The organism is Bradyrhizobium sp. CCGUVB1N3 (assembly GCF_024199925.1).
Lineage (GTDB): Bacteria > Pseudomonadota > Alphaproteobacteria > Rhizobiales > Xanthobacteraceae > Bradyrhizobium.
The window spans coordinates 5,809,923-5,835,369 of sequence record NZ_JANADR010000001.1 but is presented as its reverse complement, the minus strand read 5'-3'; the positions used below and the strand labels follow the sequence as shown (position 1 = coordinate 5,835,369).

Annotated in this window: 27 protein-coding genes; 15 read left to right on the top strand and 12 right to left on the bottom strand. The window is 63.3% G+C overall.

Translation table 11 applies throughout. The features are described from left to right. Positions 1-22 precede the first annotated feature (22 nt). Positions 23-292, bottom strand: coding sequence for a hypothetical protein (locus tag NLM33_RS27835; protein WP_254100799.1), 270 nt, complete (start codon positions 290-292; stop codon positions 23-25). 156 nt (positions 293-448) lie between these two features. After that, positions 449-1,366 (bottom strand): RimK family alpha-L-glutamate ligase, encoded by a 918-nt coding sequence (locus NLM33_RS27830; RefSeq protein WP_254100797.1) that lies wholly within the window; start codon positions 1,364-1,366, stop codon positions 449-451. Between the two features lie 367 nt (positions 1,367-1,733). Between NLM33_RS27830 and NLM33_RS27825 the strand changes: the two genes are divergently transcribed. Next, positions 1,734-2,507: a ferredoxin--NADP reductase gene (locus NLM33_RS27825; protein WP_254100795.1), complete on the top strand. Its 774-nt coding sequence runs from the start codon at positions 1,734-1,736 to the stop codon at positions 2,505-2,507. 310 nt (positions 2,508-2,817) lie between these two features. Next, positions 2,818-4,443 carry an FMN-binding glutamate synthase family protein gene (locus tag NLM33_RS27820; protein WP_254105899.1) on the top strand — a complete coding sequence of 542 codons (1,626 nt, stop codon included), beginning with the start codon at positions 2,818-2,820 and terminating at the stop codon, positions 4,441-4,443. Between the two features lie 23 nt (positions 4,444-4,466). Here NLM33_RS27820 and NLM33_RS27815 read toward each other — a convergent pair whose 3' ends face one another. Next, positions 4,467-5,765 (bottom strand): hemolysin family protein, encoded by a 1,299-nt coding sequence (locus NLM33_RS27815; RefSeq protein ID WP_254100791.1) that lies wholly within the window; start codon positions 5,763-5,765, stop codon positions 4,467-4,469. A gap of 185 nt (positions 5,766-5,950) precedes the next feature. Further along, positions 5,951-6,211: a hypothetical protein gene (locus NLM33_RS27810; protein ID WP_254100789.1), complete on the bottom strand. Its 261-nt coding sequence runs from the start codon at positions 6,209-6,211 to the stop codon at positions 5,951-5,953. On the opposite strand from NLM33_RS27810, the gene NLM33_RS27805 reads away from it, so the two are divergent. Genes NLM33_RS27805 through NLM33_RS27795 form a run of 3 tightly spaced genes read left to right on the top strand, consistent with a single transcriptional unit; the run spans position 6,210 to position 8,933 of the window. Beyond that, positions 6,210-7,634 carry a TadE/TadG family type IV pilus assembly protein gene (locus NLM33_RS27805; RefSeq protein ID WP_254100786.1) on the top strand — a complete coding sequence of 475 codons (1,425 nt, stop codon included), beginning with the start codon at positions 6,210-6,212 and terminating at the stop codon, positions 7,632-7,634. The two genes, NLM33_RS27810 and NLM33_RS27805, sit on opposite strands and share 2 nt — an antisense overlap. A gap of 9 nt (positions 7,635-7,643) precedes the next feature. Beyond that, entirely contained in the window at positions 7,644-8,231 is a 588-nt protein-coding gene (locus tag NLM33_RS27800; protein WP_254100784.1) for a TadE/TadG family type IV pilus assembly protein, read from the top strand. A 12-nt stretch (positions 8,232-8,243) separates the two neighbouring features. Beyond that, positions 8,244-8,933: a TadE/TadG family type IV pilus assembly protein gene (locus NLM33_RS27795; protein ID WP_254100782.1), complete on the top strand. Its 690-nt coding sequence runs from the start codon at positions 8,244-8,246 to the stop codon at positions 8,931-8,933. Positions 8,934-9,011: 78 nt separating this feature from the next. On the opposite strand, the gene NLM33_RS27790 is transcribed toward NLM33_RS27795, so the two are convergent. The 3 genes from NLM33_RS27790 to NLM33_RS27780 all read right to left on the bottom strand — a co-directional run bounded on the left by NLM33_RS27790 (position 9,012) and on the right by NLM33_RS27780 (position 12,597). After that, positions 9,012-10,979 (bottom strand): carbohydrate porin, encoded by a 1,968-nt coding sequence (locus NLM33_RS27790; RefSeq protein ID WP_254100780.1) that lies wholly within the window; start codon positions 10,977-10,979, stop codon positions 9,012-9,014. A 408-nt stretch (positions 10,980-11,387) separates the two neighbouring features. Further along, the gene (locus NLM33_RS27785; RefSeq protein ID WP_254100779.1) at positions 11,388-11,651 is read right to left on the bottom strand and encodes a hypothetical protein; all 264 of its coding nucleotides are present in this window, start codon (positions 11,649-11,651) and stop codon (positions 11,388-11,390) included. 139 nt (positions 11,652-11,790) lie between these two features. Further along, positions 11,791-12,597: a creatininase family protein gene (locus NLM33_RS27780; RefSeq protein ID WP_254100777.1), complete on the bottom strand. Its 807-nt coding sequence runs from the start codon at positions 12,595-12,597 to the stop codon at positions 11,791-11,793. A 126-nt stretch (positions 12,598-12,723) separates the two neighbouring features. Between NLM33_RS27780 and NLM33_RS27775 the strand changes: the two genes are divergently transcribed. From NLM33_RS27775 to NLM33_RS27745, 7 genes are all read left to right on the top strand, one after another. Further along, a complete protein-coding gene (locus NLM33_RS27775) occupies positions 12,724-13,749 on the top strand; it encodes an ABC transporter substrate-binding protein (RefSeq protein WP_254100775.1) in 1,026 nt (341 codons plus the stop codon). 10 nt (positions 13,750-13,759) lie between these two features. After that, the gene (locus NLM33_RS27770; protein ID WP_254100773.1) at positions 13,760-14,575 is read left to right on the top strand and encodes an ABC transporter ATP-binding protein; all 816 of its coding nucleotides are present in this window, start codon (positions 13,760-13,762) and stop codon (positions 14,573-14,575) included. After that, a complete protein-coding gene (locus tag NLM33_RS27765) occupies positions 14,572-15,393 on the top strand; it encodes an ABC transporter permease (protein ID WP_254100771.1) in 822 nt (273 codons plus the stop codon). Before NLM33_RS27770 ends, NLM33_RS27765 begins: the two co-directional genes overlap by 4 nt. Next, positions 15,393-16,385: a 2-hydroxyacid dehydrogenase gene (locus NLM33_RS27760; RefSeq protein WP_254100768.1), complete on the top strand. Its 993-nt coding sequence runs from the start codon at positions 15,393-15,395 to the stop codon at positions 16,383-16,385. The genes NLM33_RS27765 and NLM33_RS27760 overlap by 1 nt, the downstream gene beginning before the upstream one ends. Continuing rightward, on the top strand, positions 16,382-17,077 hold the full coding sequence (locus NLM33_RS27755; protein ID WP_254100766.1) for an AprI/Inh family metalloprotease inhibitor: 696 nt from the start codon (positions 16,382-16,384) through the stop codon (positions 17,075-17,077). The genes NLM33_RS27760 and NLM33_RS27755 overlap by 4 nt, the downstream gene beginning before the upstream one ends. 114 nt (positions 17,078-17,191) lie before the next feature. Beyond that, positions 17,192-17,590: a YciI family protein gene (locus NLM33_RS27750; protein WP_254100764.1), complete on the top strand. Its 399-nt coding sequence runs from the start codon at positions 17,192-17,194 to the stop codon at positions 17,588-17,590. A gap of 31 nt (positions 17,591-17,621) precedes the next feature. Beyond that, a complete protein-coding gene (locus tag NLM33_RS27745; protein WP_254100763.1) occupies positions 17,622-18,932 on the top strand; it encodes an RNA polymerase sigma factor in 1,311 nt (436 codons plus the stop codon). A gap of 66 nt (positions 18,933-18,998) precedes the next feature. Here the strand turns inward: NLM33_RS27745 and NLM33_RS27740 are convergent, their stop codons facing one another. Beyond that, positions 18,999-19,733: a hypothetical protein gene (locus tag NLM33_RS27740; RefSeq protein WP_254100761.1), complete on the bottom strand. Its 735-nt coding sequence runs from the start codon at positions 19,731-19,733 to the stop codon at positions 18,999-19,001. Positions 19,734-19,928: 195 nt separating this feature from the next. On the opposite strand from NLM33_RS27740, the gene NLM33_RS27735 reads away from it, so the two are divergent. Together NLM33_RS27735 and NLM33_RS27730 are read left to right on the top strand one after the other, a co-directional pair. Further along, positions 19,929-20,303 (top strand): hypothetical protein, encoded by a 375-nt coding sequence (locus NLM33_RS27735; protein ID WP_254100759.1) that lies wholly within the window; start codon positions 19,929-19,931, stop codon positions 20,301-20,303. A 223-nt stretch (positions 20,304-20,526) separates the two neighbouring features. Continuing rightward, entirely contained in the window at positions 20,527-21,489 is a 963-nt protein-coding gene (locus NLM33_RS27730; protein WP_254100757.1) for a hypothetical protein, read from the top strand. Between the two features lie 26 nt (positions 21,490-21,515). On the opposite strand, the gene NLM33_RS27725 is transcribed toward NLM33_RS27730, so the two are convergent. After that, positions 21,516-21,941 carry an SgcJ/EcaC family oxidoreductase gene (locus NLM33_RS27725; RefSeq protein ID WP_254100755.1) on the bottom strand — a complete coding sequence of 142 codons (426 nt, stop codon included), beginning with the start codon at positions 21,939-21,941 and terminating at the stop codon, positions 21,516-21,518. A 211-nt stretch (positions 21,942-22,152) separates the two neighbouring features. Here NLM33_RS27725 and NLM33_RS27720 point away from each other — a divergent pair, with 211 nt between their 5' ends. Next, complete coding sequence (locus NLM33_RS27720; protein ID WP_254100753.1) at positions 22,153-22,458, top strand: glycine zipper domain-containing protein; 306 nt, start codon at positions 22,153-22,155, stop codon at positions 22,456-22,458. A gap of 160 nt (positions 22,459-22,618) precedes the next feature. Here the strand turns inward: NLM33_RS27720 and NLM33_RS27715 are convergent, their stop codons facing one another. From NLM33_RS27715 to NLM33_RS27705, 3 genes are read right to left on the bottom strand one after another with little or no spacing between them, the layout of a single operon-like run. After that, entirely contained in the window at positions 22,619-23,434 is an 816-nt protein-coding gene (locus NLM33_RS27715; protein WP_254100751.1) for an ABC transporter permease, read from the bottom strand. Further along, on the bottom strand, positions 23,431-24,261 hold the full coding sequence (locus NLM33_RS27710; RefSeq protein ID WP_371930140.1) for an ABC transporter permease: 831 nt from the start codon (positions 24,259-24,261) through the stop codon (positions 23,431-23,433). The genes NLM33_RS27715 and NLM33_RS27710 overlap by 4 nt, the downstream gene beginning before the upstream one ends. Positions 24,262-24,311: 50 nt before the next feature. Next, positions 24,312-25,442, bottom strand: a complete 1,131-nt coding sequence (locus NLM33_RS27705) for an extracellular solute-binding protein (RefSeq protein ID WP_254100747.1) — start codon at positions 25,440-25,442, stop codon at positions 24,312-24,314. Positions 25,443-25,447 lie beyond the last annotated feature (5 nt).

Genomic DNA, 25,447 nt, shown 5'->3' with positions numbered 1-25,447 from the left:
TCGCGACGTACGAAACGAGCCTTTACCGCCGTACCCCGACGCGATTGACGCCCCCATTCCAATTGCCTGGACCGGCCGTGCCAGCGCGGACCGCGGCACGTGCCACCGGCCGGGGCCTGAGCACGACGCCTGCTCTTGCGACGCAACTGGGCGGATAATCAATGTACTGGCAGTACACGACCGCTTTGGCTGGTGCTGGATTGAGAGTGACGCCGGCAAACCCTAACAGGGCGCTGGCAGCAATTCCCGCAACTGTGACGGACTTGATCGAAAGATGCTTCCTCCGATGCATGGTGATCCTCCTCCTCGGCGTGCGAAACTACGGCAGCCATGTGCGGCCGAACCTAACGTGAGGACCAAGGGTCAGCCGACCTTGACGTAGATCAACGGTGCGCGGACCTGTCGCCGCTCTGGTTCAACGGCAGGCCAGCCTTCGCTCAACGGCCGGCTATCCAAACACCCGGTCCAGCGCCGCGTCGTACGTCGCCTGCACCAGGTCAGGATAGAGCTTCCCCAGCGCCTCCATCATCACGCCGGAGTTGATCTCGAGCACCTGCCACGCGCCATCGACGCGGACGAGGTCGATCGATGCGAAGGTGATGCCGACGGCGCGGGCGGCGTCGATGGCGAGTTTTGCGCAGGCGGTGCGGAGCTCGCCGTCCGCGACGAGGACAGGCTTTGCGCCGGCATCGAGATTGTGACGCCAGGTGAGGACCCGCCGCTCGCCCTTCGGCACGACGGCGTCGAGCGCGCGCGTGTCGAGGTCATCCAGCTTCACCTTGGGCATCGCGGCCGCCAGTTCGCGCAGGGTCTGGACGCCGTCGCCGGTGACCGACGGCCGCTCCTTGCCATAGACCGCCATCGGCGTCTCATCGAGGAGAATGACCCGGACCTCGTCCTCGATCTCGACATAGGGCGCGATCACCAGGCCAAGGCTCATCGCGAAGATCTCGCTCACGGCCTGTTCGAGCTCGGCGCTACCAGTCACCTTGATGACGGAGCGGCCAGCCGTGCCCTCGTTGGGCTTCACCACGAGCCCTTGCGGGTTCTGCAACAGTAGCCGAAGCATCGCCTCCCACCAGCGCGGCCCGGCGATTTGCTCGCCGAGCTTCGGATTGAGGAAGAGGTGATGGGCGATAGCGGGCACGCCCGTCAGCGCGAGCACCTCCGATGTTGCGGATTTGTCGTTGGCGAGGCGATGTGCAATCGCGCTGTTGAGGCCGATGTCGTAGCCGAAGGCGAAGCGGCGGGTCTTGCCCCTATCCATCGCGATCAGCCAGCCGTCCGCGCGCACGTCGATGGCGATGCCATGCCGCGCGCAATAACTCCGTATCGCCTGGACGAATATCCGTTCATTGCTTGGCATCGTGCTTGTCCCGCCAAAAGGTCGCTTCATGCCGGAATCGGCGGTCTGCCATGGCCGAAAGCAGAGCTATTCTTAATGAATTTCTCGCGAGCGAAATGGAAATTAAGTGCTGCTAGGTGCGCCATTTGGGCAAAGAAATTGCTGCAATGCGGCCCGGAAAGAGAAGATCGTTAATTATCCTGACAAATCAACGGGAAATGCCGGTTTGATCGGCATCAATTGCTGCGCAAACGAGGTTGATTATTGACCTCAATGGCGTACATCACACACGCGAAATCATCCGCCATGACAGTGGTGTTCGCCCCACGTCGAAGGGGCCGGGCAACGCTTTTGTTCTAAACCGTATATATTCGGAATATCGAAACACATGAGCGCGTTTTATCGAGAGAAGGTCCTTTCCGTTCAGCACTGGACCGATACCCTGTTCAGCTTCCGCGCCACTCGCGACACCGGCTTCCGGTTCCAGAACGGCCAGTTCGCGATGATCGGCCTCGAAGTGGACGGCCGTCCGTTGCTGCGCGCCTACAGCATGGCGAGCGCCAATCACGAGGAAGAGCTCGAGTTCTTCTCGATCAAGGTTCAGGACGGCCCGCTCACCTCGCGCCTTCAGAAGATCAAGGAAGGCGACACCATCCTGGTCGGCCGCAAGGCGACCGGCACGCTCGTTGCCGACAACCTGATTCCCGGCAAGCGGCTTCTGCTGCTGTCGACCGGCACCGGCCTTGCGCCGTTCGCGAGCCTGATCAAGGACCCCGACGTCTATGACCGGTTCGAGACCATCGTGCTGGTTCACGGCTGCCGACAGGTCTCGGAACTCGCCTATGGCGAGCAGCTCGTCGCGACCTTGCGCGATGACGAATTGTTCGGGCCGATGCTTTCCGAGAAGCTCGTCTATTATCCGACCGTGACCCGCGAGCCGTTCCGCAACCGCGGCCGCATCACCGACCTCATCAACTCCGAGCAGCTCTTCAACGACATCGGCCAGGCCCCGCTCGACATCGCAACCGACCGCATCATGATGTGCGGCAGCCCCGGAATGCTCGAAGAGCTCCGCGGCATGTTCGAGGGCCGCGGCTTCACCGAGGGCTCCGGCAGCGAGCCCGGCCATTTCGTGATCGAAAAGGCCTTCGTGGAGCGCTGATCTCCGCGCGGAGAGTGGTGCCCTTTTCGCGCCACCCTCTCCACTGTCGTCCCGGACAAGCGAGCATAGCGAGCGCCGTTCGGGGCAGCTCCCGCCGTCTCTATCCGATCCGATCTATTGCACCGCAGCATCCCGCCTGCCCGGCGGATTGATTTGCGCTGGCCGAATTCGGTAGCCTGATACGGAAGCCGCGTCATATCCGTATGAAGGCGCAGGCGTATAGTACCCGTCAGCCCGACGAGAGGATGTGATCGTGTCCAACGTCAACAAAGCGCACAACCAGCCCAGGGGACCTCTCGAACAGGGTGTCATGGAGACCCTGCTGCTCCCGTTCTCGCCGCGTTTCATCGTGCTGACGATCTGCGCGGTCGTCACCGCGCTCCTGATCGGCATCGGGCTTGCCGACCGCAGGGTTTTCGACATCCTGATCATCCCCATCGTGATCTTCGGCGGGCTCACGCTGCTCGGCGTCCGCGATCTCCTGCAAAAGGGCCACGCGGTCCTGCGCAACTACCCGATCTCGGCGCATATGCGCTTCCTGCTCGAGGAAATCCGCCCTGAGATGCGGCAGTATTTCTTCGAGAGCGAGAAGGATGGGATGCCGTTCTCGCGCGACACCCGCGCGGTGGTCTATCAGCGCGCCAAGATGCAGCTCGACAAGCGGCCCTTCGGCACCCAGGAGGACGTCTATCGCGAGGGCTATGAATGGATGCATCACTCGGTCTCGCCGAAGACGCGGACCGATGAGAAATTCCGTATCACCATCGGCGGGCCGGACTGCGCGAAGCCCTATTCCGCATCGGTGTTCAACATCTCGGCCATGAGCTTCGGCGCGCTCAGCCCCAACGCCGTGCGCGCGCTAAACGCCGGCGCCAAGATGGGCGGCTTCGCCCATGACACCGGCGAGGGCGGGGTCAGCCCGTATCACCGCGAGATGGGCGGCGACATCATCTGGGAGATCGGCTCGGGCTATTTCGGCTGCCGCCATCTCGACGGCAGCTTCGATCCGGACGCCTTCGCCAGAATCGCAACTGAAGACCAGATCAAGATGGTCGAGCTCAAGATCAGCCAGGGCGCCAAGCCCGGCCATGGCGGCGTGCTGCCGGCGGCCAAGGTCTCTGAAGAGATTTCAAAGATCCGCGGCGTCAAGATGGGCGAGGACTGCATCTCGCCGGCCTCGCACCGCGCCTTCTCCACCCCGATCGGGATGATGCAGTTCATTGCCGAGATGCGAAAGCTCTCCGGCGGCAAGCCGGCCGGCTTCAAGCTGTGCATCGGCCACACCTGGGAGTTCCTGGCGATCTGCAAGGCGATGCTTCAGACCGGCATCTATCCGGATTTCATCGTCGTCGACGGCAATGAAGGCGGCACCGGCGCCGCGCCGCTCGAGTTCATGGATCATCTGGGCATGCCGATGCGCGAGGGCGTCAACTTCGTGCACAATGCGCTGGTCGGCATCAACGCGCGCGACCGCATCAAGATCGGCGCGTCGGGCAAGGTCGCGACCGCCTTCGACATGGCGCGCGCCATGGCGATCGGCGCCGACTGGTGCAATTCGGCGCGCGGCTTCATGTTCTCGCTCGGCTGCATCCAGTCCCTGAGTTGCCACACTGACCGCTGCCCGACCGGTGTCGCCACGCAGGACCCGACGCGTGCGCGCGCGCTCTACGTGCCGCTCAAGATCGACCGCGTGCACAACTACCACCACGCAACGCTGCACTCGCTCTCCGAACTGATCGCCGCGGCCGGCCTCGAGCACCCGCAGGAGCTGCGCCCGATCCACTTCACCCAGCGCACCGCGACCACCGAGGTGAAGTCGTTCGCGCAGCTCTATCCGGCGCTGCGGCCGGGGGAGCTGCTCGAAGGCACCGAAGACCCGCGCTTCCGCGATGCCTGGCGGATGGCGCGGGCGGATTCGTTCCAGCCGGTTCTGTGAGGGCCGGCCCGGTTCATGGATGCTCACGCCGCCGCCTGCTCACTCCTTCGGCTTGCCAAAATCTTGTCGATCCGTCGACCATCGAGATCGACGACTTCGAGATGCCAGCCGCCGAGGTCGAAGGCGTCGCCGACATCAGGCAGCACGTTGAAGTGTTGCAGCACGAGGCCGGCCACGGTGTTGTAGCGGTGATGCGGCGGCAGTTCGAAGCCGAGCAGCTCGCCGAATTCGTCGACCGGCATCCAGCCCGAGACCAGCAGCGAGCCGTCGGCGCGCGTGACGTAGGCCGGCTCCGGCGGGCCTTCTTCGGAGTGGAACGCGCCGACGATGGATTCCAGAATATCGGCCGCGGTGACCACGCCTTCGAAGGCGCCGTATTCGTCGTAGACGAGGCCGATATGCACTGGCGCCGCCTTCAGGATCGCCAGCACGTCGCGCGCATCGGCGGAGGCCGGAATCACCGGCGCGTCGCGCACCAGCACGCGCAGATCGGGCGTGCGCTCGTTCATATAGGCGACGAGCAAATCCTTGGCCTGGAGCACGCCGATCGGCTTGTCGCGGTCGCCATCGGACACAGGAAAGCGCGAATGCGGGCTTTTCGACATGATCTCGCGGATCGTCTCCGGCGCGTCGTTGAGATCGATCTCGTCGACCTCCGTGCGCGGCGTCATGACCGCGCCGACCGGGCGGTCGCCGAGCCGCATCACGCCCGCGATCATCTCCTTCTCGCCGGGCTCCAGCACGCCGGCGCTCTCGGCCTCGCTGACGAGGTGATGGATCTCGTCCTCCGAAACCGTCTCCTCCGCCTTGCCGCTGCGGCCGAGCAGCGTCAGGATCAGCTTGCCGGAGAGATCCAGCAACACCACCAGCGGCAGCGAGATCTTCGCGAGCCAGTCCATCACCGGCGCGACCTTGACCGCGATGCTTTCGGGATCGCGTAGCGCCACCTGCTTGGGCACCAGTTCGCCGACGATCAACGTCGCGTAGGTGATGAGGGTCACGACGATGCCGACGCCGACGATGTCGGCGATCCCTGACGAGAGGCCGAATCCGAGCAGCCATTGCGCCAGCCGCTGCCCGAGCGTCGCGCCCGAGAACGCACCAGAGAGCACGCCGACCAGCGTGATGCCGATCTGCACCGTCGAGAGAAACTTTCCGGGATTGGACGCCAGCGCCAGCGCGCGCTCGGCGCCGCGCACCCCCTTGGCCGCGAGCATCGAGAGCCGCGCCGGGCGCGAGGAGACGACCGCCAGCTCCGACATGGACAACAGGCCGTTAATGACGATCAGCAGGACGACGATGAGGAGTTCGAGCGAGAGCATTTTGCACGATGGTTGGAAAGGCTTCGGCCGGCGATCTGCCGGCCGCTCACCTCATGTATGAATGTCTTCATATATGAATGCGTTGGCCGATTTCGCCGGCCCTTGGCAAAATTGTCGCATCTTTCCGCTCTGTCCCGGCAGGCGCCGCCGGTCGGATGCGCGCGTCCATGCTGCCCAGAGCGCCTTCATGCACCAGCCCGGATTTTCGGAGCCAGGTTTCTGGGAACCCGTTTAGCCGACATTAATGATGCCTTCTCAATGTGACACATCCCGTTCGGTTTCAGGCCGTGTCTATGTATTGCCTGTAAACCTTGATTAACGAGGCCGTACGCATATTCGCACGTGTTGATCGCGCGATCGGCGGTGAAAACTTGACCGTCTGCTCCGATCGCAACATTTCGGGAAAACGTTTTCGCCGCAGCGACGGCAATCAGGGTAAAGATCATGCTCCGCCGCTCAGTGCTTCGTTTCGCGAGAGATCGGAAGGCCAACGTTGCCGTGATCACCGCGCTCACGATGGTTCCCATCGTCTTTCTGCTTGGCATGACGCTCGATTTCACCCAAGCGCTGCGCAAGAAGGCGCAGTTGGACGCGGCTGCCGACGCAGCCGCAATCGCAGCCGTCAGGCCCGCTATGCTGATGCAAACCCGCACGGTGGCCCAAGCCACCGCTAATGCCATCTTCATGTCGACGGCGAACAGTCTTGCGTCGGGGTTGACCGCGATACCCTCACCGACGATTACCGTGACTGACCTAGGACTTAAGCGCACCGTCAGTGTTTCGTATAGCACCGCATCCATCAACAATTTTCCCGCGGTGCTCATGAACACTACGTCGTGGCCGATCAACGGCTCGGCGACAGCGCAGGCGGCGAGCGCGCCCAACATGAATTTCTATCTGCTGATGGACGACTCGCCATCCATGGGGATCGGCGCGACCACGGCCGACATCAGCAATCTCATCACCTACACCGCCTCCAAGTACCAGTCGGCAAAAGCCTCGCAGAATTGCGGCTTCGCCTGTCATCAAACCAATATCGGTCACGACGGTGGGACCCAGGATAACCTCGCGATCGCACGATCCAGGAATATCACTCTGCGGATTGATCTCGTGACAAGTGCCGTCAACCAGTTGCTCAATACATGGTCGAACTGCCCGCAGTCTGGCGTTTCGGGGGGAGTCATGCAGTGCATGTCGGCCCTGAACAACACCACCTATCAAGCGGCCCTCTATACATTCGACTTGGGTTTGAACGCACTGGCGACGCTGACCACCCCGACGACGGCCGGAGCCCAAGTTTCCAACATTGCGTTGATGCCGGTCGCCTACCAGAACTGCGTCGTTGCGACAACGAACTGCAAGACCGACAATGGCACAGATATCGCCGGCGCGCTCACCAGCCTCAACAAGATCATGCCTACGCCCGGCCTCGGCAGCAACACGTCAGGAGATACGCCACAGGAGGTGGTCTTCCTTGTCACCGACGGCGTCGAGGACAAGATCGTCTCGGGCGCTTCAGCTTGCCCCAACGCGAGTCTCGCCTCCAACAATCGATGCCAGCAGCCGCTCGACACGACGATATGCACGACCATCAAGAACAAGGGCATTAAGATCGCGATCCTTTACACGGAGTATCTGCAACTCATCGCCAGTGCCACCACCGGTATCCAGACAACGGATTCCTGGTACATGAGCTGGATAGACAAGTACGACCAGCCTGATCCCTCAACCGGCACGATCGCGCTAAATCTCCAAGCGTGCGCCTCGCCTGGCTTCTACTCCCACGTCAAAACCGGCGGCGATATCAAGCAGGCGCTGACGGACCTGTTCATCAAGGTCGCCTCAAGTACCGCCAGCCTCACGCAGTAAGAAAGCGCCATGGCCCAGTTAGAAACCACACCAGGGAAAAGACGCCGCAATCATTTCGGCGCTTTTCTCAGGAACACCGAAGGCGCCACGGCGGTTGAGTTCGCGCTGATTGCCACGCCGTTTCTTGGCATCCTCGCTGCTCTCATCCAGACGTTCCTGCTTTTCTTTGCGCAGTCGATCCTCGAAAACGCCGTCCGGCAATCGGCTCGCCAAATTCTGACTGGGCAGGTGCAGGCGCAGGATGCGAGCTTGACAGCGGCCGCAGCCGCGGCCGCATTCAAGACTACCGTCTGCAATAATGCCACGGTCCTTTTCACCTGTAGCAGCACTAGCGGCCTGATGGTCGACGTCCAGGTCGCCAATAACTGGTCCTCCACCAATGTTGGCATGCCGACGCTGACCTACGACAGCAGTGGAAATGTCACCAATACCTGGCAGTTCAATCCCGGAACTGCGGGCGATATCGTTGTTGTCCGCGTGATGTATCTCTGGCCGATCTTCTTTGGGCCGATCGCTTTCAATATGGCAAACCAGCCCAACGGCTCCCGGCTAATCATGGCATCAGCCGCTTTCCAGAACGAGCCGGCCACTCCCTAGAGGTATCAGCCTATGACCAGCCTGTCATTTCGCGTAAGGAAATTTGCGACCGACGCCGATGCCGTGGCAGCGACAGAGTTCGCGATCGTGGTGCCGTTCATGTTGGTGCTGTTGGTCGGCGGCGTCGAACTCGCGACTGGAATGGCGATCAACGTCAAGGTCAGCGCGACGGCTCACTCCGTCGCCGATATGGTGACGCAGAACACGTCGCTCAGCACGGCCTCGATGCAGAACATAATCACCGGGGCGACCTCCATCATTGCACCGTATTCCGTCAATGGCAGCAGCGGCAACCCGATCCTGTCAGTCACGGTGTCCGAAGTCTCCAGCGATGCCAATGGCAACCTGACCCTTCGATGGAGTCAGTCGTATAACGGAACAACCTTCGGACAGGGAAGGACCGATTTGACGGGCTTGACAGTGCCCACATCGCTCAATGGAACGGTGGGCAACGCAAACAATCCAAACAATCAAAACGACCAGGTTTCGTTCATTGTGGGTGAGGTCTCTTATGCCTATACACCCAGTCTCGGGTTTACGATCAGCGGGACCGTAAATCTTCAAGACACCTATTGGAAGTTTCCGCGCTGTTCAACGAACAGCCCCACGAACTCGACTGGCCCTGCCTACTATGACGTCAAGTACACCAGCTCGACGACTACGTGTACTTGCCTCCAGCACCTACAGTATAAGACCTGCTAGTTTAGCTCTCCGAGAAGCAGCGGCGGCGTACCGCCCCTTCCCGGTGAAAGGCGGGCAGACGGCCGCCTCGCGGCCATCTCAGAACTCGCCGTGCAGCCGTCCCGAAAACACCGACACCGGCCCGCGGTCGGCGTTGTAGGCGGGGTTGACGATGAGCTGGTAGTCGGCAGTAAGGGTCAGCGACTTGTTCAGCGCATAGGCATAGTAGGTTTCGAGGATGCGCTCGTTTCGATAGTTGAGCGCGCCGTCGCCGACGAGCACGCCGAGACCGCCGGCGGCGAGGAAGTCGCGATAGTCCTGCGATAGCCCGTTGATGGCGCCGCCAATCCCGATCACGTCGTCGGGCCGGCCCCATTTCGTGCCCTTGATCGAGAGTCCGCCCGACAGGCTGCGATTGATGTCGGTGAAGGCGAGCGTCTCGGTCTTGCCGTCGTTCCAGCTCCAGCGGCCGAACAGTCCGACATCGTCGGTGAGCGCCTGCTCGAGGTTGACGACATAGCCGACCTTGAGGCGACCGCGCCGGGTCTGCGTGATATCGAGATTGAGCGCAGGATTATCCAACGTCTCGCGGAAGCTGCCCATATTGGCGCTGTCGACCCAGCCCATGGTCCTGAGCTTGCCGGGCTGGCCGAATAGCGAATAGCGCGTCTCGAGCTCGATGACGTATTGGCCGCGCTCGGGGATGTTGGTGTCGAAATGGTTCGAGTTCGATTCCGCGACCATCAGGAAATAGCCGCCGCGTAGCGCCCATTGCTTCTGATTGAGCTCTGCGGTGACGCCGTAGGTGAGACCGACCTTGTCAGCCGAGTAGTCGAAGGCACCCGGTGCCCAGATCGACCAGTTCATGAAGTCCTTGCGGGTATCCTTGGCGTAGGCATTACCGTCGAACACGTCGACCACTGCGAATTTGCCGGCTTGCAGCGTGAGGCGGGAGACGTCGACCTTCTCTGCAAGCTGCAACTGGCCGCTCGCAAGCTCCTCCTGCTCGCCGCCAAAGCCGAACGTCTGGCGCAGGAACAGGCGCGAGGTGTTGTAATGCGGGTAGGGGAAGTTCGACTTCTGCGCTTCGCCATTGGGAAAGCCGGCGGCGCCAACCGTGTCGTTCAATCCAAATCCCTGGAGCAGCTCGGGGTTGTAATAGACTTCGCCGCCGTCCCACAGCCGCGCGTTCAGGAACAGGCTGTTGCTCCAGGTTGCCTTGGCCTGTGCCGAGGGAGAAAGAGAGTTCGCCCCACTATAGAGCGCGGGGAATGACGGATAGCCTTGCGGCAGATAGGTGCTCTGGCCGTGAATCTCCCAGCGATCCGACTCGGTATCCGTGAGCGACGTCTTCGGGTCGTAGCCCGGCATGCCCGGCCAATCGACCTTGCGGTTGAGGCCAAGCCGGATCGATTGCATGTCGAGCGACGAGGATGAGTATTGGGCTCCGGATGAGAAGCCGATATTGGCGCCGTCGAAGCGGCTGTAGAGATATTCGAGCCGGGCGCTCCAATGTGGCGCGAAGCCATATTCGATGCCGGCACCCGCGATCCAGCCCGGCCTCGTGTTCAGGACCTTCTGGCTATCGCCCACGGCAGGCGCATCGAAATAGCGCTCGCCCATCCACGCAAAGCCGCCGGTGGCATAGACGAGCCACGGACCACTCGCATAGCCGACCCGGCCGCGCAGGCTTGCCGTGTAGTCCCATTGCTGCGCCACTGCGTTGGCCGGTGTTGCGAGCGAGGAGACGATCGAGTTGGAGGTGATGTAGTTGGGAAACGAAAAATCGCCTTCGACGCCGAGCAAGAGACCCGAGTTGAGCCGGTAATTGTAGCCGGCCTGCACGCCGCCGATCATGCCGCTGAAGATACCGCTGCCGCTGTTCGCCGTGCCGTCGTTCAGGGCGAAGTTGGACGAGCCGCGGCTGTAGCCGGCATGCGCGCCGATATAGAATCCGGTCCAGTCATAGACGGCCTTCAGCGCCGGCGCCTTCAGCGGCAGATCGGCCGCGTGGCCGTCAGCGGGGAGCGCCAGCATGCCGCAGGCGATCGCGGCGGCCGTGCGCAACAACCGGTGTCGATGTGCTCTCAACGTCAAAACGCACGCCCCCAAACGCGAATTGCCCCAACCGCGTTATCCCTGCCGATTCGCGGCCATCCTGTCATCAGGTCTAGGCAATCCACCCCATCGGACCAGATGATCCCGGCTGGAGGTGGTTTCTTCCCAGGTTTCTTGCCAAGTCCCTGCGCTTGTTGCGAACCTTATTGCGAATAATTCTCAATAGCAACAAGGACGGAATGTCGCAGACGATGGTTCGCATCCTTGTGTGACGGGACTGCAACAATTTCCGCCGCCAAAAAGGATGACCCCGTCCGGGGGGACAACCGGACGGGGTCGGGGGCACGACACGGGGTGGATGAGGCGCCCGTGTCGGACGCAGGATCCACTCAGGGATTGGGCCTCACGAACATAAGATCAGTAGCAAGACCGGACGCGGCCGAGGTAATGGCCGAAGGCGTCATACTGGGCGACCCAGCCGCAGCGGTGATAGCCGTAGTAATAGGGGTCATTGCTGGCGGCGATCGCAGTGCCGACGATGGCGGCGGTGGCGATACCGGCGCCGACGCCCCAACCCCAGCCGAGCGGCTTGGCCTGGGCGGTCGAGGTGGTGGACGCAACGCTGGCGGCAATGGTCAGGGCCGCGAGAGTAATGGCGGCAATCTTGGTCTTGATCGACATTTCAAACTCCATCCGGGGTGAGGCGGTCCGTTGTGGCCCGCGTGCTTAGTTGGACGGAGGCTCGTGCGTTCGGGTTCGAAGGGCGAAAAGCTGGCCCCCAAGCTCGAGCGATAATCCAGGAATTTCAAATAGATATGAGCTAGGCGAGGGGGCCTGACGCGAGCCTCTTCACGTCGAAGTTATCGACCTCGGCCAGCAGCTCGCAGAAGGCCTGTGCACCCCGGTCGACGAGCTGTTCGCCTTTCTCGGCAGAGGCCAGCGTCGCGTTGCCGACGGCGCCGCTCAGGTGCAGGTCCTGCGCCTGCCAGGCGAACGGTGCGGGCCGCTGCGTCGACAGCCAGCGATATTGCTGCTCCATCGCGATGCTGCTCGAAGCAAAATCTGCGATCGCATCCTTGCGCACCTCTGACGGATAGCGCGCCAGCATGATCGAGGTCTCGACCGCGCCGCCATGAATGCCGTGGCGCACTTCGTCGGCCGGAAACAATTGCTCCGCGCCAGAGAGCCGCGACCACGACGTCGTCACCACCAACAATTTCTGATGCGCGCGCAGATCCTGCGCCACCAGCATCATCGCCGCGCTGTTGCCGCCATGGCTGGTGACGATGACGAGCTTTTTCAGGCCCGCGCGCGCAACGTCCTCGCCGATTCCCGTCCACCTCTTCAGCGCCACCTCGGTCGGCAGCGTCTGCGTGCCCGGATAGTCGATGTGCTCGGTGGAAATTCCGATCCGCTCAACCCCCAGAAACGTGACCGGAAGATTTTCGGGCGCGAGCTCGCGCACCCGCGCAAGATACGCCTCTGCGATCAGCACATCCGTCTCGAGCGGCAAATGCGGCCCATGCTGCTCGGTCGCCGCCAGCGGCAAGACCGCGATCCAGCGCGCCGGTTCCGTGGGCGCCGCTTCGCTCCAGCGGATGTCGGTCCAGTCGCGGGAAGGTCTCATCGTGGTTTCTTTGCGCGAGTTTGTAACGTAGTAGTTTGGCGGTCTCGAGGGGACGTGGCCCGGCTGGCCGCGTCCCCGAAATTCTTGTGGTTTATCATGGTCCAGAACGATCGACGGAGTCCAATCATGCGCCCCCTTCATCTGCTGCGAGCGTTAATGGCAGGCTTGATGGCGGCATGCCTGTCGATCCTGCCGGCGCGGGCGGCGGAGACCCTGGACAAGGTCTCCTTCGGCACCAACTGGGTCGCCGAGGCCGAGCATGGCGGCTTCTTCCAGGCCGTCGCCGACGGCACCTACAAGCGCTACGGGCTCGACGTCACCATCGTGCCCGGCGGGCCCAACGAGAACAACCGGATGCTGCTGATCGCGGGCAAGATCGATTTCTTCATGGCCGCGAACACGCTGATGTCGTTCGACGCCGTCGCCAACAACGTGCCCGTCGTGACGATCGCCGCGATCTTCCAGAAGGATCCGCAGGTGATGCTGACCCAGCCCGATGCCAAGGTCGGCAAGATCGAGGATCTGAAGCCCCTGACGCTGTTCGTCTCCAAGGAGGGCATGGCCAGCTATTTCCAGTGGCTGAAGTCCGAATACGGCTTCAGCGAGAAGAACGTGCGGCCCTACAACTTCAATCCACAGCCCTTCATCGCCAACCCCAAGAGCGCGATGCAGGGCTATGTGACCTCGGAACCCTTTGCGGTGGAGAAGGCTGCGGGCTTCAAGCCCAACGTGCTGCTGCTCGCCGATTCCGGCTTCAACACCTATTCGACCCTGATCGAGACCCGCCGCGAGATCGTCGAGAAGAAGCCGGACCTCGTGCAGCGCTTCGTCGATGCCTCGATCGTCGGCTGGTACAACTACATCTATCGCGACAATTCCGCCGGCAACGCCATGATCAAGAAGCTCAACCCGGAAATGACCGACGAGCTGCTCGCCTATTCCGTCGCCAAGATGAAGGAATATGGCATCGTCGATTCCGGCGAATCCCTGAAGAACGGCATCGGCGCCATGAGCGACGAGCGCTACACCTCCTTCTTCGACAAGATGGTCAAGGCCGGCGTGGTGCGCTCCGACATCGACTATCGCAGATCCTACACGCTGCGCTTCGTCAACAAGGGCGTCGGCGCCGAGCTGCGTCCGAGCAAGCCGTAAAAGCGAGCCGATGGCGGACGTCCGAGCTTCGTCCGGGCGCGATGCCGAGCTGACGGCGCTGGCCGTCAGTCTGCGCGGCGTGACGAAGGCCTATGACAACGGCGTGGTGGCGCTGGGGCCGTTCGACCTCGCCGTGCGCAAGGGCGAGTTCATCTCCCTGCTCGGGCCGTCCGGCTGCGGCAAGTCGACGGCGCTGCGTCTGATTGCGGGCCTGAGCCCGCCGAGCACGGGAACGGTGCGGGTCTCGCGCCACGAGGGTGTGGCGCGGCCCGGGCATGCCATCGGTTTCGTGTTTCAGGAGCCGACGCTGATGCCCTGGACCAGCGTGCGCGAGAATGTGCGGCTGCCGCTGAAGCTTGCTGGCGTCGCCAGGGCCGAGGCGAACGCGCGCGTGGATGAGGCTCTTGCCAGTGTGGGCCTTGCCGATTTTGCCGGCGCCTTTCCGCGCGAGCTCTCCGGCGGCATGAAGATGCGGGTCTCGCTGGCGCGCGCGCTCGTCACCGATCCCGACATCCTCTTGATGGACGAGCCGTTTGCGGCGCTCGACGAGATCACGCGCTTTCGCCTCAACGACGATTTGCTCGCGTTGTGGCGGCGCTTGCGCAAGACTGTCATCTTCGTCACCCATTCGGTGTTCGAATCCGTCTACCTGTCGCAGCGCGTCGTGGTGATGACGGCGCGCCCCGGCCGCATCCAGGCCGACATCCGTATCGAGACCGTCGAGCCGCGCGGAGAAGAGTTTCGCACCTCCGCCGGCTATGCCGATTATTGCCGCAAGGTGTCGAGCGCGCTCGCGCCGTCCTATTCCGGGCAGTCGGTGCTATGAGCGCGGAGCCCGTCGTCCCGGTGAAACCCGACAACCGCGCCTTGCGCGCGGCGCGTCTCGCGCTTCCCCTCGTCCTCTTCGCGGCAGGTCTCATCGCCTGGGAGCTCGTGGTCCGCATCAAGCAGATCCCGCCTTATGTGCTGCCGGCGCCCTCGGCCGTGTTCCTGACCCTCGTCAAGGACTGGGCGGTACTGTCGCAATCGCTGGTCACCACCTTGCTCACCACGCTCGAGGGCTTTATCGCAGCCAGCCTCGGCGGCATCGCGCTGGCGCTGCTGTTCAACCAGTCGAGATGGGTGGAATATTCGCTGTTTCCCTACGCGGTCATCCTCCAGGTGACGCCGGTGATCGCGATCGCGCCACTGCTGCTGATCTATCTCGACCAGGAAACCGCCGTCGTGGTCTGCGCCTTCATCGTCGCGTTCTTCCCGGTCCTCGCCAACACCACGCTCGGGCTGAATTCGGTCGACCGCAACCTCGCCGGCCTGTTCCAGCTCTATGGTGCGTCGAAGCCGCAAACCCTGCGTTTTCTTAAATTGCCCTCGGCCTTGCCCTATATCCTCGGCGGCCTGCGCATTGCCGGCGGCCTGTCGCTGATCGGCGCCGTGGTTGCCGAGATCGCGGCGGGAACGGCCGGGGCCGGATCGGGTCTTGCCTACCGGATTGCCGAATCCGGCTACCGTCTCAACATACCTCGCATGTTCGCGGCGCTGCTTTTGCTGTCGCTTGCCGGGATTGTCATCTATGGGGTGCTGGCGTTAGTTTCGCACCTCGTTTTACGGCGCTGGCATGAAAGCGCTCTTGGAAAGGAAAACTGATGACGGCCGCTCCGATTTCGTCCGAGAAGATCGATCTTCTGATCTATGGGCCGGTGCGGCCGATCCTCGAAAATGGCTTCTCCGACCATTTCGTCGTGCACAAGGCTGAGACGCGGGCCGACCTCGAGCGCCTGACGCCCGCCGTCCGCGAAAAAATCCGCGGCATCGCCGTGACTTATCACACCGTGCGGGCCGACAAGGATTCGCTGTCGCATTTCCCGAAGCTGGAGATCGTGGCGAATTTTGGCGTCGGCTACGATCACGTCGATACGGCTTATGCGCGCGAACACAATGTCGTCGTCACCAACACGCCCGACGTGCTCACGGAAGAGGTCGCCGACGTCGCGATGGGCCTGCTGCTCGCCACGCTGCGCGAGTTCATCAAGGCCGACCGCTATGTCCGCTCCGGCCTCTGGACGACCCAGAACTATCCGTTGAGCGTCGGCTCGCTGCGCGACCGCAAGGTCGGCATTGTCGGCATGGGCCGGATCGGTCAGGCGATCGCGCGCCGGATCGAAGCCTCGCTGGTGCCGGTCGTTTACCACTCGCGCAATCCGTCCAAGGATGTTTCCTACAAGCACTATCCCGATCTGATCGAGATGGCGAAGGCCGTGGACACGCTCATGGTTATCGTGCCAGGCGGCGCGAGCACCAACAAGATGATCAACGCCGAGGTGTTGAAAGCCCTCGGTCCGCGCGGCGTGCTGGTCAACGTCGCGCGCGGCTCTGTCGTCGACGAGCCTGCGCTGGTCCAGGCGCTGAAATCCGGCACCATCCTCGCCGCCGGTCTCGACGTGTTCGCTGCCGAGCCGAATGTGCCGGATGAGCTCAAGACAATGCAGAATGTCATTCTGCTGCCACATATCGGATCGGCATCCGTGGTAACGCGGAACGCGATGGACCAGCTCGTGGTCGACAACCTCAAGACCTGGTTTGCCGGCAAGCCGCCGATCACCCCGGTCGCGGAAACTCCGGTGAAGAGTCGCGGATGACACATCTTCGGGTCGGTGCGTGGGCAATCGTCACGGCGCTCGTCGCCGTGACCGGTGTAGCGCAGGCGCAGGATACGACGACCCTGAAGAAGGACATGGTCGGGCAGTGGGAGCTGTCCACCACCGAGCGCAGCAAGACCTGCGTATTGACGCTGAAGGGCGACGCGGCTGGCCAGGCCTCGAAACTCGAGCTGGAGCCGGCCTGCAAGACCGCGCTGCCCTTCACCAAGGACATCACGGCCTGGAGCGTCAAAGGCCTCGACATCGTGCGGCTCCAGGATGCGACCGGCGAATCCGTGATCGACTTCACCGAGGTCGAGGCCGGCATCTTCGAGGGCTTGCGGCAGGGTGAGGGCGTCTACATCCTGCAAAACCTCGCCGCCGCCCGCTCGATGGCCAAGTCGATGGACCAGATGATCGGCGACTGGGCCATGGTGCGCGGCAACGGCCAGCCGGTCTGCACGCTCGTGCTGACCAACACCGAAGCCGGCCCGGATAATTTCCAGGTCTTCCTCAAGTCGAAATGCGACGCCGAGATCGCGCAGTTCAACCCGACGCAATGGCGGCTCGAGCGCGGCCAGATCATCCTGATGTCGAAGGCCGGCGAAGCCTGGCAGTTCGAGGCCGACGACAACGCGCAGTGGCGCCGCGTGCCCGACACCGCCGATCCCCTGATCCTGCTGCGGCAATAAATATTTGTTCGCGCATGTCGATCCGGCGCAGGCTGGATCGTCACTCCTATAGCGAGCCGGTTGCGCGGCCAAAACGGCTGCTCCTCGCCGCAACGGGAGTTCTTCATGCGCTTCATGTACATCGTCACCTCCAGCAAGCCGATGGCCGCCCCGAACCCGGCGCTGATGGAGGCCATGCAGAAGATATCCGAGCGCGAGATCAAGGCCGGGCGGATGATCGACAATGGCGGTCTGATGCCGCTCGCGACCGGTGCGCGGGTGCGGATCGCCGACGGCGAACTCAGCGTCATCGACGGCCCTTTCGTCGAGGCCAAGGAAGTGATCGGCGGCTACGCCATCTTCGAGCTGCGCGACAAGGAGGAAGCCGTGGCCATGGCGAGGGAATTCATGCAGTTGCACCTCGATCACATGCCGGATTGGGAAGGCACCTGCGAATTGCGGGCGTTCGCCACGCCCGACATGGAGGGGGGCTGCCGGCCCGATGCGCCGTCCAGGGTGGCCGCGGAGGCCTGATGGACATCACCGCTCGTCCCGGTCGGCGGCGATGACGGCCGCCGACATCGATCGTGCGATCCACGCCAGGATTCACGCCAAGGTTCACGCCAAGATTCACGCCACTTGGCGCATCGTGCAGCCGCGGCTGATCGCCACGCTGTCACGGATGCTGCGCGACGTGCCGCTGGCGGAGGAATTGACCCAGGACGCACTGGTCGCCGCGCTGGAAGCCTGGCCGCTCAGCGGCGTGCCGGACAATGCCGGCGCCTGGCTGGTTGCGACCGCCAAACGCCGTGCGCTCGACCATCTGCGCCGGGCCAGAATGCTGGCTCGCAAGCACGAGATGCTGGCGCGCGACCTCATCCAGGAGCAGGAGGCCGTGCCCGATTTCGACGCCGCCCTCGATGACGACATCGGTGACGAATTGCTGCGGCTGATCTTCACCGCCTGTCATCCGCTGCTGCCGCGGCACGCCCGCGCGGCGCTGGCATTGCGCATGATCTGCGGCCTGACCACGGATGAGATCGCCCGCGCCTTTCTGGTGCCGGAGGCAACCATTGCCCAGCGCATCCTGCGCGCCAAGCGGACGCTGTCCCGGTCGGGCCTCGCCTATGAGACCCCGAGCGGCGAGGCACTGTCCGAGCGTCTCGCTTCGGTGCTCGAGGTCATCTATCTCATTTTCAACGAGGGCCATGCGGCCTCGCGCGGCGAGGAATGGCTGCGGCCGCAACTCTGTGACGAGGCGCTGCGCATGGGGCGCGTGCTGGTCGGGCTGGCGCCGCTGGAGCCGGAGGCGCACGGGCTCATGGCGCTGATGGAGCTGAACGTCGCGCGAATGCGCGCCCGCGTCGGCGCCGATGGCGAGCCTATCCTGCTCATGGACCAGGATCGCGCGCTTTGGGATCGGCTCCAGATCCGCCGTGGTCTTTTGGCGCTCGGTCGCGCGCGCGAACTCGGCGGTGGCGGAAAATTCTACACGCTGCAGGCTGCCATCGTCGCCTGTCACGCCACGGCGGAGACGGCCTCGGCCACCGACTGGCGGCGCATCGCCGAGCTCTATGGACAGCTTGCAACGCTGGTGCGTTCGCCCGTGATCGAGCTCAACCGGGCGGTCGCGCTCGGCATGGCCGAGGGGCCACAAGCCGGGCTCGATCTCGTGGACCTGATCGCGGACGAGCCGGCGCTCAGAGCCTATCACCATCTGCCGGCCGTCCGCGGCGACCTGCTGCAAAAGCTCGGCCGCTTCGCTGAGGCGCGCGTGTCGTTCGAGGCGGCCGCATGTCTCGCCACCAATGCGCGCGAGCGGGCGATGATGGAGCGACGCGCAGCAGCCATGGCCGATCTCGACGGCACGGCTTGAGGCGCCCGCGCGACCTGCGCCGATCGCAGGCGATCTGCGCAGGGCCGACGCAAATGACGGTTGAACCTAGGCGGCGGCTTTGGGCCGACGCAACGCTTTTGCCATGAGTGCCTTGCGGTACTCGCTGCGGTGCATGGTCCGCACCTCGACATTTCGGAAATGGCGTTCCTTCGCGCGCGAGCCGTGGACCTCGTCCACGGATTTGCCGTCGCTCACGATCTGATAGCCGTTCTTCAGGGTCTGGAAGGGGCGCTTGACCTTCTTGAGATGGTCGAATTGCACTGATCCCGGCTTGTGGAAGGATTCGAAAAAGGCCGGGTGCACGAAATCGCTGACCTCGATTCCGTCGATCGAATAGACCTCTTCCTCGACCGCATCGCACATCTCGTAGGCGTAGAACTTGCCGTCATCGCTCTGGGCCCAGAGCTGGGCGCCGGGATCGATCAGCATCTCCAGCAGCTCGTGCGACGCCGTGACGCTGACCTTCTCGCCAGCGGCGATGGTGGTCTTGACGAACACCTTCGAGACCGGCTGTCCGTTCTTGGTGAGGTCGTGATAGCCCAGCGCATCCGCTTCGTCGGCGTCGTCGAGGAAGACGACCTGCCATTCGCCCGGCTTCGCCTTCTTGGCGACGTAGAGCTTGGCCGGATATCCCCAGATCGGAACGAAGTCGCGCTGGAGCTGCTTGGCCAGCGCCGCGACCAGCTTGGTCAGGTCGACGCCCAGCGGGGTCTTGGCCAGATTGACGAAGGCGATTGTCGGAAATTGTCCCTGATTGAATGCGGCGGCTCTGATGACCATGTGCTTCCTCCAAAAATGTTTTCGAAAAAATGCACGCAAGCGAAAAGGTAGTGGAAGTAAAACATAATACTATAGGTAGCGTGAGTTTGGCCTGTCAAGGGATGGCTGCCGATCTAGCCGGCCGTTCGGACTCCTGGAACCAGCCGGGCGCAATCGCCGTTGCCACGACGGTCACGATTGCGACGGGATCTTGCGATGGCCAAACGTGTGCTCGCGATCGGCATCGAGCCAGGCAGCGCGGATTACAGCGCGTTCCCGCAGCTCACGCCCGAGCTCGTGCGCAACTATATCGACGCGCAGCTCCTGCGGATCACTGGCCTCGGCTATGACGTCACGAGCTGCCTGATCGATCTCGACGAGACGGCGGAGGCGGCGGTCACGTCAGCCCTGCGCGAGGTGAGTTTTGACTGCGTGGTGATCGGCGCCGGACTGCGCGAGCCGAAGGAGCGCCTGCTCGTATTCGAAAGGGTGCTCAACCTTGTGCACCAGCTCGCGCCGAACGCTGCGATCTGCTTCAACACCAACCCGGGTGACACGGCCGAAGCCGTGCAGCGCTGGACCGCACCGTGACGGCGGGTTCCGCACCGGGTCGGTCGGCGTCGCCGGCATATTCAGCGTGCCTCGCTTCGGGGATGAAACCGAGGCCGGCCGAAACTGCCCGTGCTCGTCTTCCGGTAGATATTGGTTCCAGATTCAACCGGTTTACCAATTGTTAGGACGTACTCGCATAGATGGCATGAAGGCTCTAACTACAACCAAAAAGTTCCAGCGCGATACGCTGGGAGCATGCCCTGTGAATGTACCCGCACTTCTGATCGCCACCAGCATTGGTGTCGCATTTCTCACCGCCGAGTATGTCTGGTACTACCAGCCCCAATTGATCAATCCAGACCTCGTCCTCAATCTCGTCTCCATCGATCACGTGAAAGCCCGCGCCGCGGTTCGGCGCGTGCTGATCGATCCGGCTTCGGCGCAATTCGGCACATTGCGCTCGGTCGAGGCAGGCGCGTCGCGATATGTCTGTGGCGCCGTCAAGGCAAGGGACAAGTCCGGCCAGCTTGCCGACGCAGCCTTCGTCTACGTCGTGACCGTCGATTTTGCCCGCATCGACGACAATGATGGCCGGATTACGCAGCAGCCCACCGCGTTCAAGTCCTGCCCGATGACGGACGAGGAAACGGTCGCGCAGCAAGACGCGGCGATACCCGCCGGCGCCTTGTCGATCGCAAAGACCGTGCAGAAGGTCGTTCCCAATGTGGGGTCGCGGTCGGTGTCGACGCTGACAAAGCTTGCGCCGTCGGCAGCACAGGGATCGCCTGGAGGCGCGATGGAGCAGCAGCTCCGCCAGTTCGTGGGACAGACGACAAATGGCGTGTCCGTCCAGGAGGACGAACAACGTGGCGGACAGCAGGGCGCACTGCACGCAAGTCCGGCAGGCGAGGGAGCTCGGCCCGATGAGTCCGCGTGGCGGGTCGATCAGCCGCCGACCACATGGCCGACATTCCCCCCGGATCATCCGCTCGCCAGGCCGACGCGGAAACGAACGCCGACCGAGGTCGTTGCCTTGGCGAGAGATGTCGAGGAGCGCTGGGAGAAATCGCGGTCGCCCGGAAACGCGAGGATGCGACCGTCATCGGAGGACATCCAGGAGGCGTGCCGCGCATTGCTCACGATCGATCCCAAGGACAAGAAATATCCGAAGGCGTGGGCGGCCTTCGTGCGGCTGCGAAAGGTCGACCGGGACATGGTCGGTTGACGGGCGTGCGACCGCGCTGGGCTGCATCACTTCGGCACGGGCGAACCGTGGTGCTGGGCCACCAGCCATTTGCCGTCGACCTTGACGAAAGCGAGCGTCAGGCGGAAGGGCAGCACGGTGCCGTTGGCGAGCGTGAAGTCGGCGAAGCCCGAGCTGAGCACGACGTCGGGGCCGGTCGCGATCGCCTGCTGATCGCCCATCTTGACCTTGATGCCCGCGGGTAGCTTGCTGAAATAGGCGCGAACGCCGTCGGTGCCGGTGAACAGCTGCGCGGTCGAGCCGAACAGCATCGCGTCCTTGGTATAGAGCGCGGCAAACTTGTCGGCATCTCCGGCATTGTAGGCCTGCTCCCAACTCGCCCGCGCCGCCACCGCATCCTCGTTCGGTCCGGCCTTTGCGGAGGAGATCGTCAGCAGCACCAGGCCGATCAGCACCAGAAATCGACGGATCATGTCGTTATCCCTCAGAAATGGCATTTGGAAATTCTCGGCCGCCCGTTCGGCCCGTGCAACCTGTGCTCTGTAGCACGCGCGTTCCCCTGCCGGTACGAAATCCAAGGCCACGGCGACATCGCATAGCGCCTCGCGCCTGAAAGGGCGTGATTGTTCTGGCCCGAATCCGCCGCCGACGATATGAATGCCGGCGTCACACTGGAGGATCGAGATGCTTCGAGGATTTGGAATGGCGGCCTGCCTGGCGGTTGCGACGCTGGCCCCGGTACATGAGGCTGCGGCGCAGGACGCCATTGGCGGCGCGATCGTCGGCGGCGTCGGCGGCGCCATTCTCGGTGGCGCGATCGGCGGCAGCCGCGGTGCCGCGGTCGGCGCGATCGTCGGCGCCGGCACGGGCGCGGCTATCGCCTCCGAAGGCGAGCGCCGCCGTTCCGGCTACTACGCCTATCAGCGCGGCTGCTACATGCAGCGCCCCGACGGCGCCTATGTGCGGGTCGATCCGCGTTATTGCTACTAGAGCGACGGCGTCGCTCGATCTGAAGCCGGCGTCTGGTGACGCCGGCTTGGAAATTTGAGTCGCCAGGCAACGCTCAAGGTTCGCCTCGCCGCGAGGTGTTCTGGCAGCGAGCGAAGCCGATCTCCCGCGAGGCGCACGCGATGATACCGCCTCGCGAGGGCTATGCCCCCACCTTTGCCAGAACGTCCGCGCGCAAAAAGCGCTCGATGAACAGCATGAACAGCACGGATGGCACCAGGAGGATCAGTGCCGTGATCGAGGCGACCTGGTAGTTTCCGCCCATCGCCGCATTGTAGAGCAAAAGCGGCAGCGTCGTGACTTGCGGAACGCCGACGAAGAACGTGCCGGTGAACTCGTCCAGTGATTCCAGGAAGACGAAGATGCCGCTGGCGATGACACCCGGCGCAGCCAGGGGGAGCGTCACCGTGAAGAAGGTGCGCAGCGGCGAGGCGCCGATGTTCCGGGCCGCGAGTTCGAGATCCCTGTCGACTGCCGCGAAAGCTGCGGCCGCGATCCACACGGAATAGACCAGGCCGTGGGCGGCGTGCACCAGCACGACGCCGAGCACTGTGCCGTTGATGCCGAGACCATAGAAGATCCGCGCCACGTTGATGTATATCGCCACCGAGGGAAAGGCCTGGGGCAGCAGGAACACGATCATGAACAGCCAGCGCATCGGCAGCTTCAGGCGCGCCAGCGCGTAGCCGGCCGGCACGGAGAGCGCGAGTGCGACGACAACTGTCAACACCGCAATCGAGACCGAGGTCCCGAGCGAGGCCATGGCGTCGCCGGTCGGGCGGAAGACCTGCTCCCAGTAGCGGGTGCCGTAGGTGACCGGCAGCTTGTAGGGTGTGTACCAACGCTCGGCCACCGACCACAGTGCCAGATTGGCGAGCGGACCAATCAGCGCAAAGGCGAAGGCCGCAAGAAGAACGCCTGCCAGCGCAGCGCGCAGCACGGATGCGACGCGGTTCATGGCGCGCCCTCCTTCGCCATGCCGTGTCGGAGATAGAGGATCGCAGCACCGGCGCTGATCAGGTAGGTGATGACGCCGAGCGCATTCGCCGTGGCATAGTCGCCATAGGCGTTGATGCGGAAGGCCATGTCGACGGTCAACATGGTCGGTTGCGAACCGGCCACCATCATCGGCACGGAGAGCACCGAGAGCATCGTCACGAAGGACAGGACGAGCGCGACGAGCAGCGTCGGCATCACCTGCGGCAGCGCCAGCTCGATCAGAACCCTGAGCCGCGAGGCGCCGAGATTGCGCCCGGCCTCGAGAGTCGCGCGGTCGAGCGAGGCCAGCGCGCCGGCCAGCAGCAGGGCGACGAACGGGGTCTGCTTCCACACGAAGGTGATGATGATTCCGCGCCAGTCGAGATAGCTCGCCGCCTGCAACGGCTCCAGCAGGCCGAGCGAGACGAAGGTGTTGTTCATCAGCCCGTTCTTGGCGAGGAAGGTGCGCATGCACTGCGCGGCCACGATGAAGGGAATGAACAGGGGCCAGCGGTAAAGGGCGCGGAGCGCTCCGACGACCCACGGGTTCTCGCCGAGCGTCAGGGTGCCGGCGATGGCGACCGCCGCCACCGCCGTCAACGCGCAGGAGGTCACCACGATGACGATCGTGAAGACGACGTCGCCGGAATAGAGCTCGAAGGCCTTGCCGAAGGCCTGCAGGGAGAACCCGCCCTCAGGACCGGTAAAGGCCGAGACGAGAGAGAAGCAGAGCGGGTAGAGGAACAGCCCCGCGACGAGCGCGAGACCCGGCGCGATCAGCAGCAAGGCGAGCTGGCGTGGGGACAGGCTCATGATATGCCGCGGCGTTCCGAACGCCATCTCGCCAAGCGCGCCCCTCAGTTCGCGACCTTCTTCTCGTAGCCCTCGAGGATGTCGTTGAAATAGGGCGCGATCGGGAAGGGCTTCGCGTTCTTGGACAGGTCTGCCGGGGTGATGTCGGTGAAGAGCTTGTCCCACGCCGTCTTGTCGAGCTTGCCTTCGAGGTTCTTGGCGTCGATGCCCGGATACCAGTTGAACTTCTTGACGATGCCGTCCGCCTGGACCTGCGGGCTGGTGGCGAGCGCGATGAACTCCTCTGCGAGCTTCGGCTGCGCCGCCTTCTCCGGCACGGCGTAGTACATCGGCTGGCCGGGCATGCCGGGCGATGCGAGCTTGAGCTTCATGTTGGGCGGCAGCTTGCCGTCAGCCTGCCAGGAATAGAACATGTCGACCCAGACCGGGCCCATCGCGATCTCGCCGCGGTTGAGCATGTCGAGCGTGCCGGCATTGCCGGGCGTGATGACGATGTTCTTGTTGAAGTCCTTCAGCTCGCTGAAGGCTGCGTCCCACTTGGCCTTCTCGGCCGGATCATACGGCCCCTGAATCAGTTTGCCGGCGTCGCCGCCGAAGGCATAGATCCAGCCGGCGACGAAAGCCACGCCGGACATGCCGCCCTTGATGCCATTGTAGCCGAACTGCTTCGGATTCTTTTTCACCCACTCCTTCAGCTCGGCGAAGTTGTCGGGCGGGTTCTTGAGCATGTCGGCATTGTAGGCGAGCGCCGTCTGCGACTGGAACATCGGGATGACGTAGCCCGAGACGTCGGCGCCGAGCGAGTTCTTGGCGGTCTCGCTGGAAACCAGTTTCGCGGTGTCGACCTTGTCCGTGTATTTCGCGAGCAGCCCTTGCTTCACCATCGTCCCGGCGGCCTTCTGGTGGATCACCACCACGTCGAAATCGGTGGTCGCTGCGCCTTTCTGGGCGTCGAGCTTCTCAAAGATCTTCTGGGAGCCGGCATCGCCGGGACCGGTGCCGACCGAGACAACCTTCACGCCGGGATGGCTCTTCTCGAACATCGGGCCGAGATAGTCCTTGACGTAGTCGACCATATTCTGGTCGCCGGCCGAGGCGACATTGAGGGTCTGTGCGGCGAGGGGCGACGCTGACAGCAGCGCCGCCACCGAGCAGGTTATCGTGAGAATGCGCATGGGTC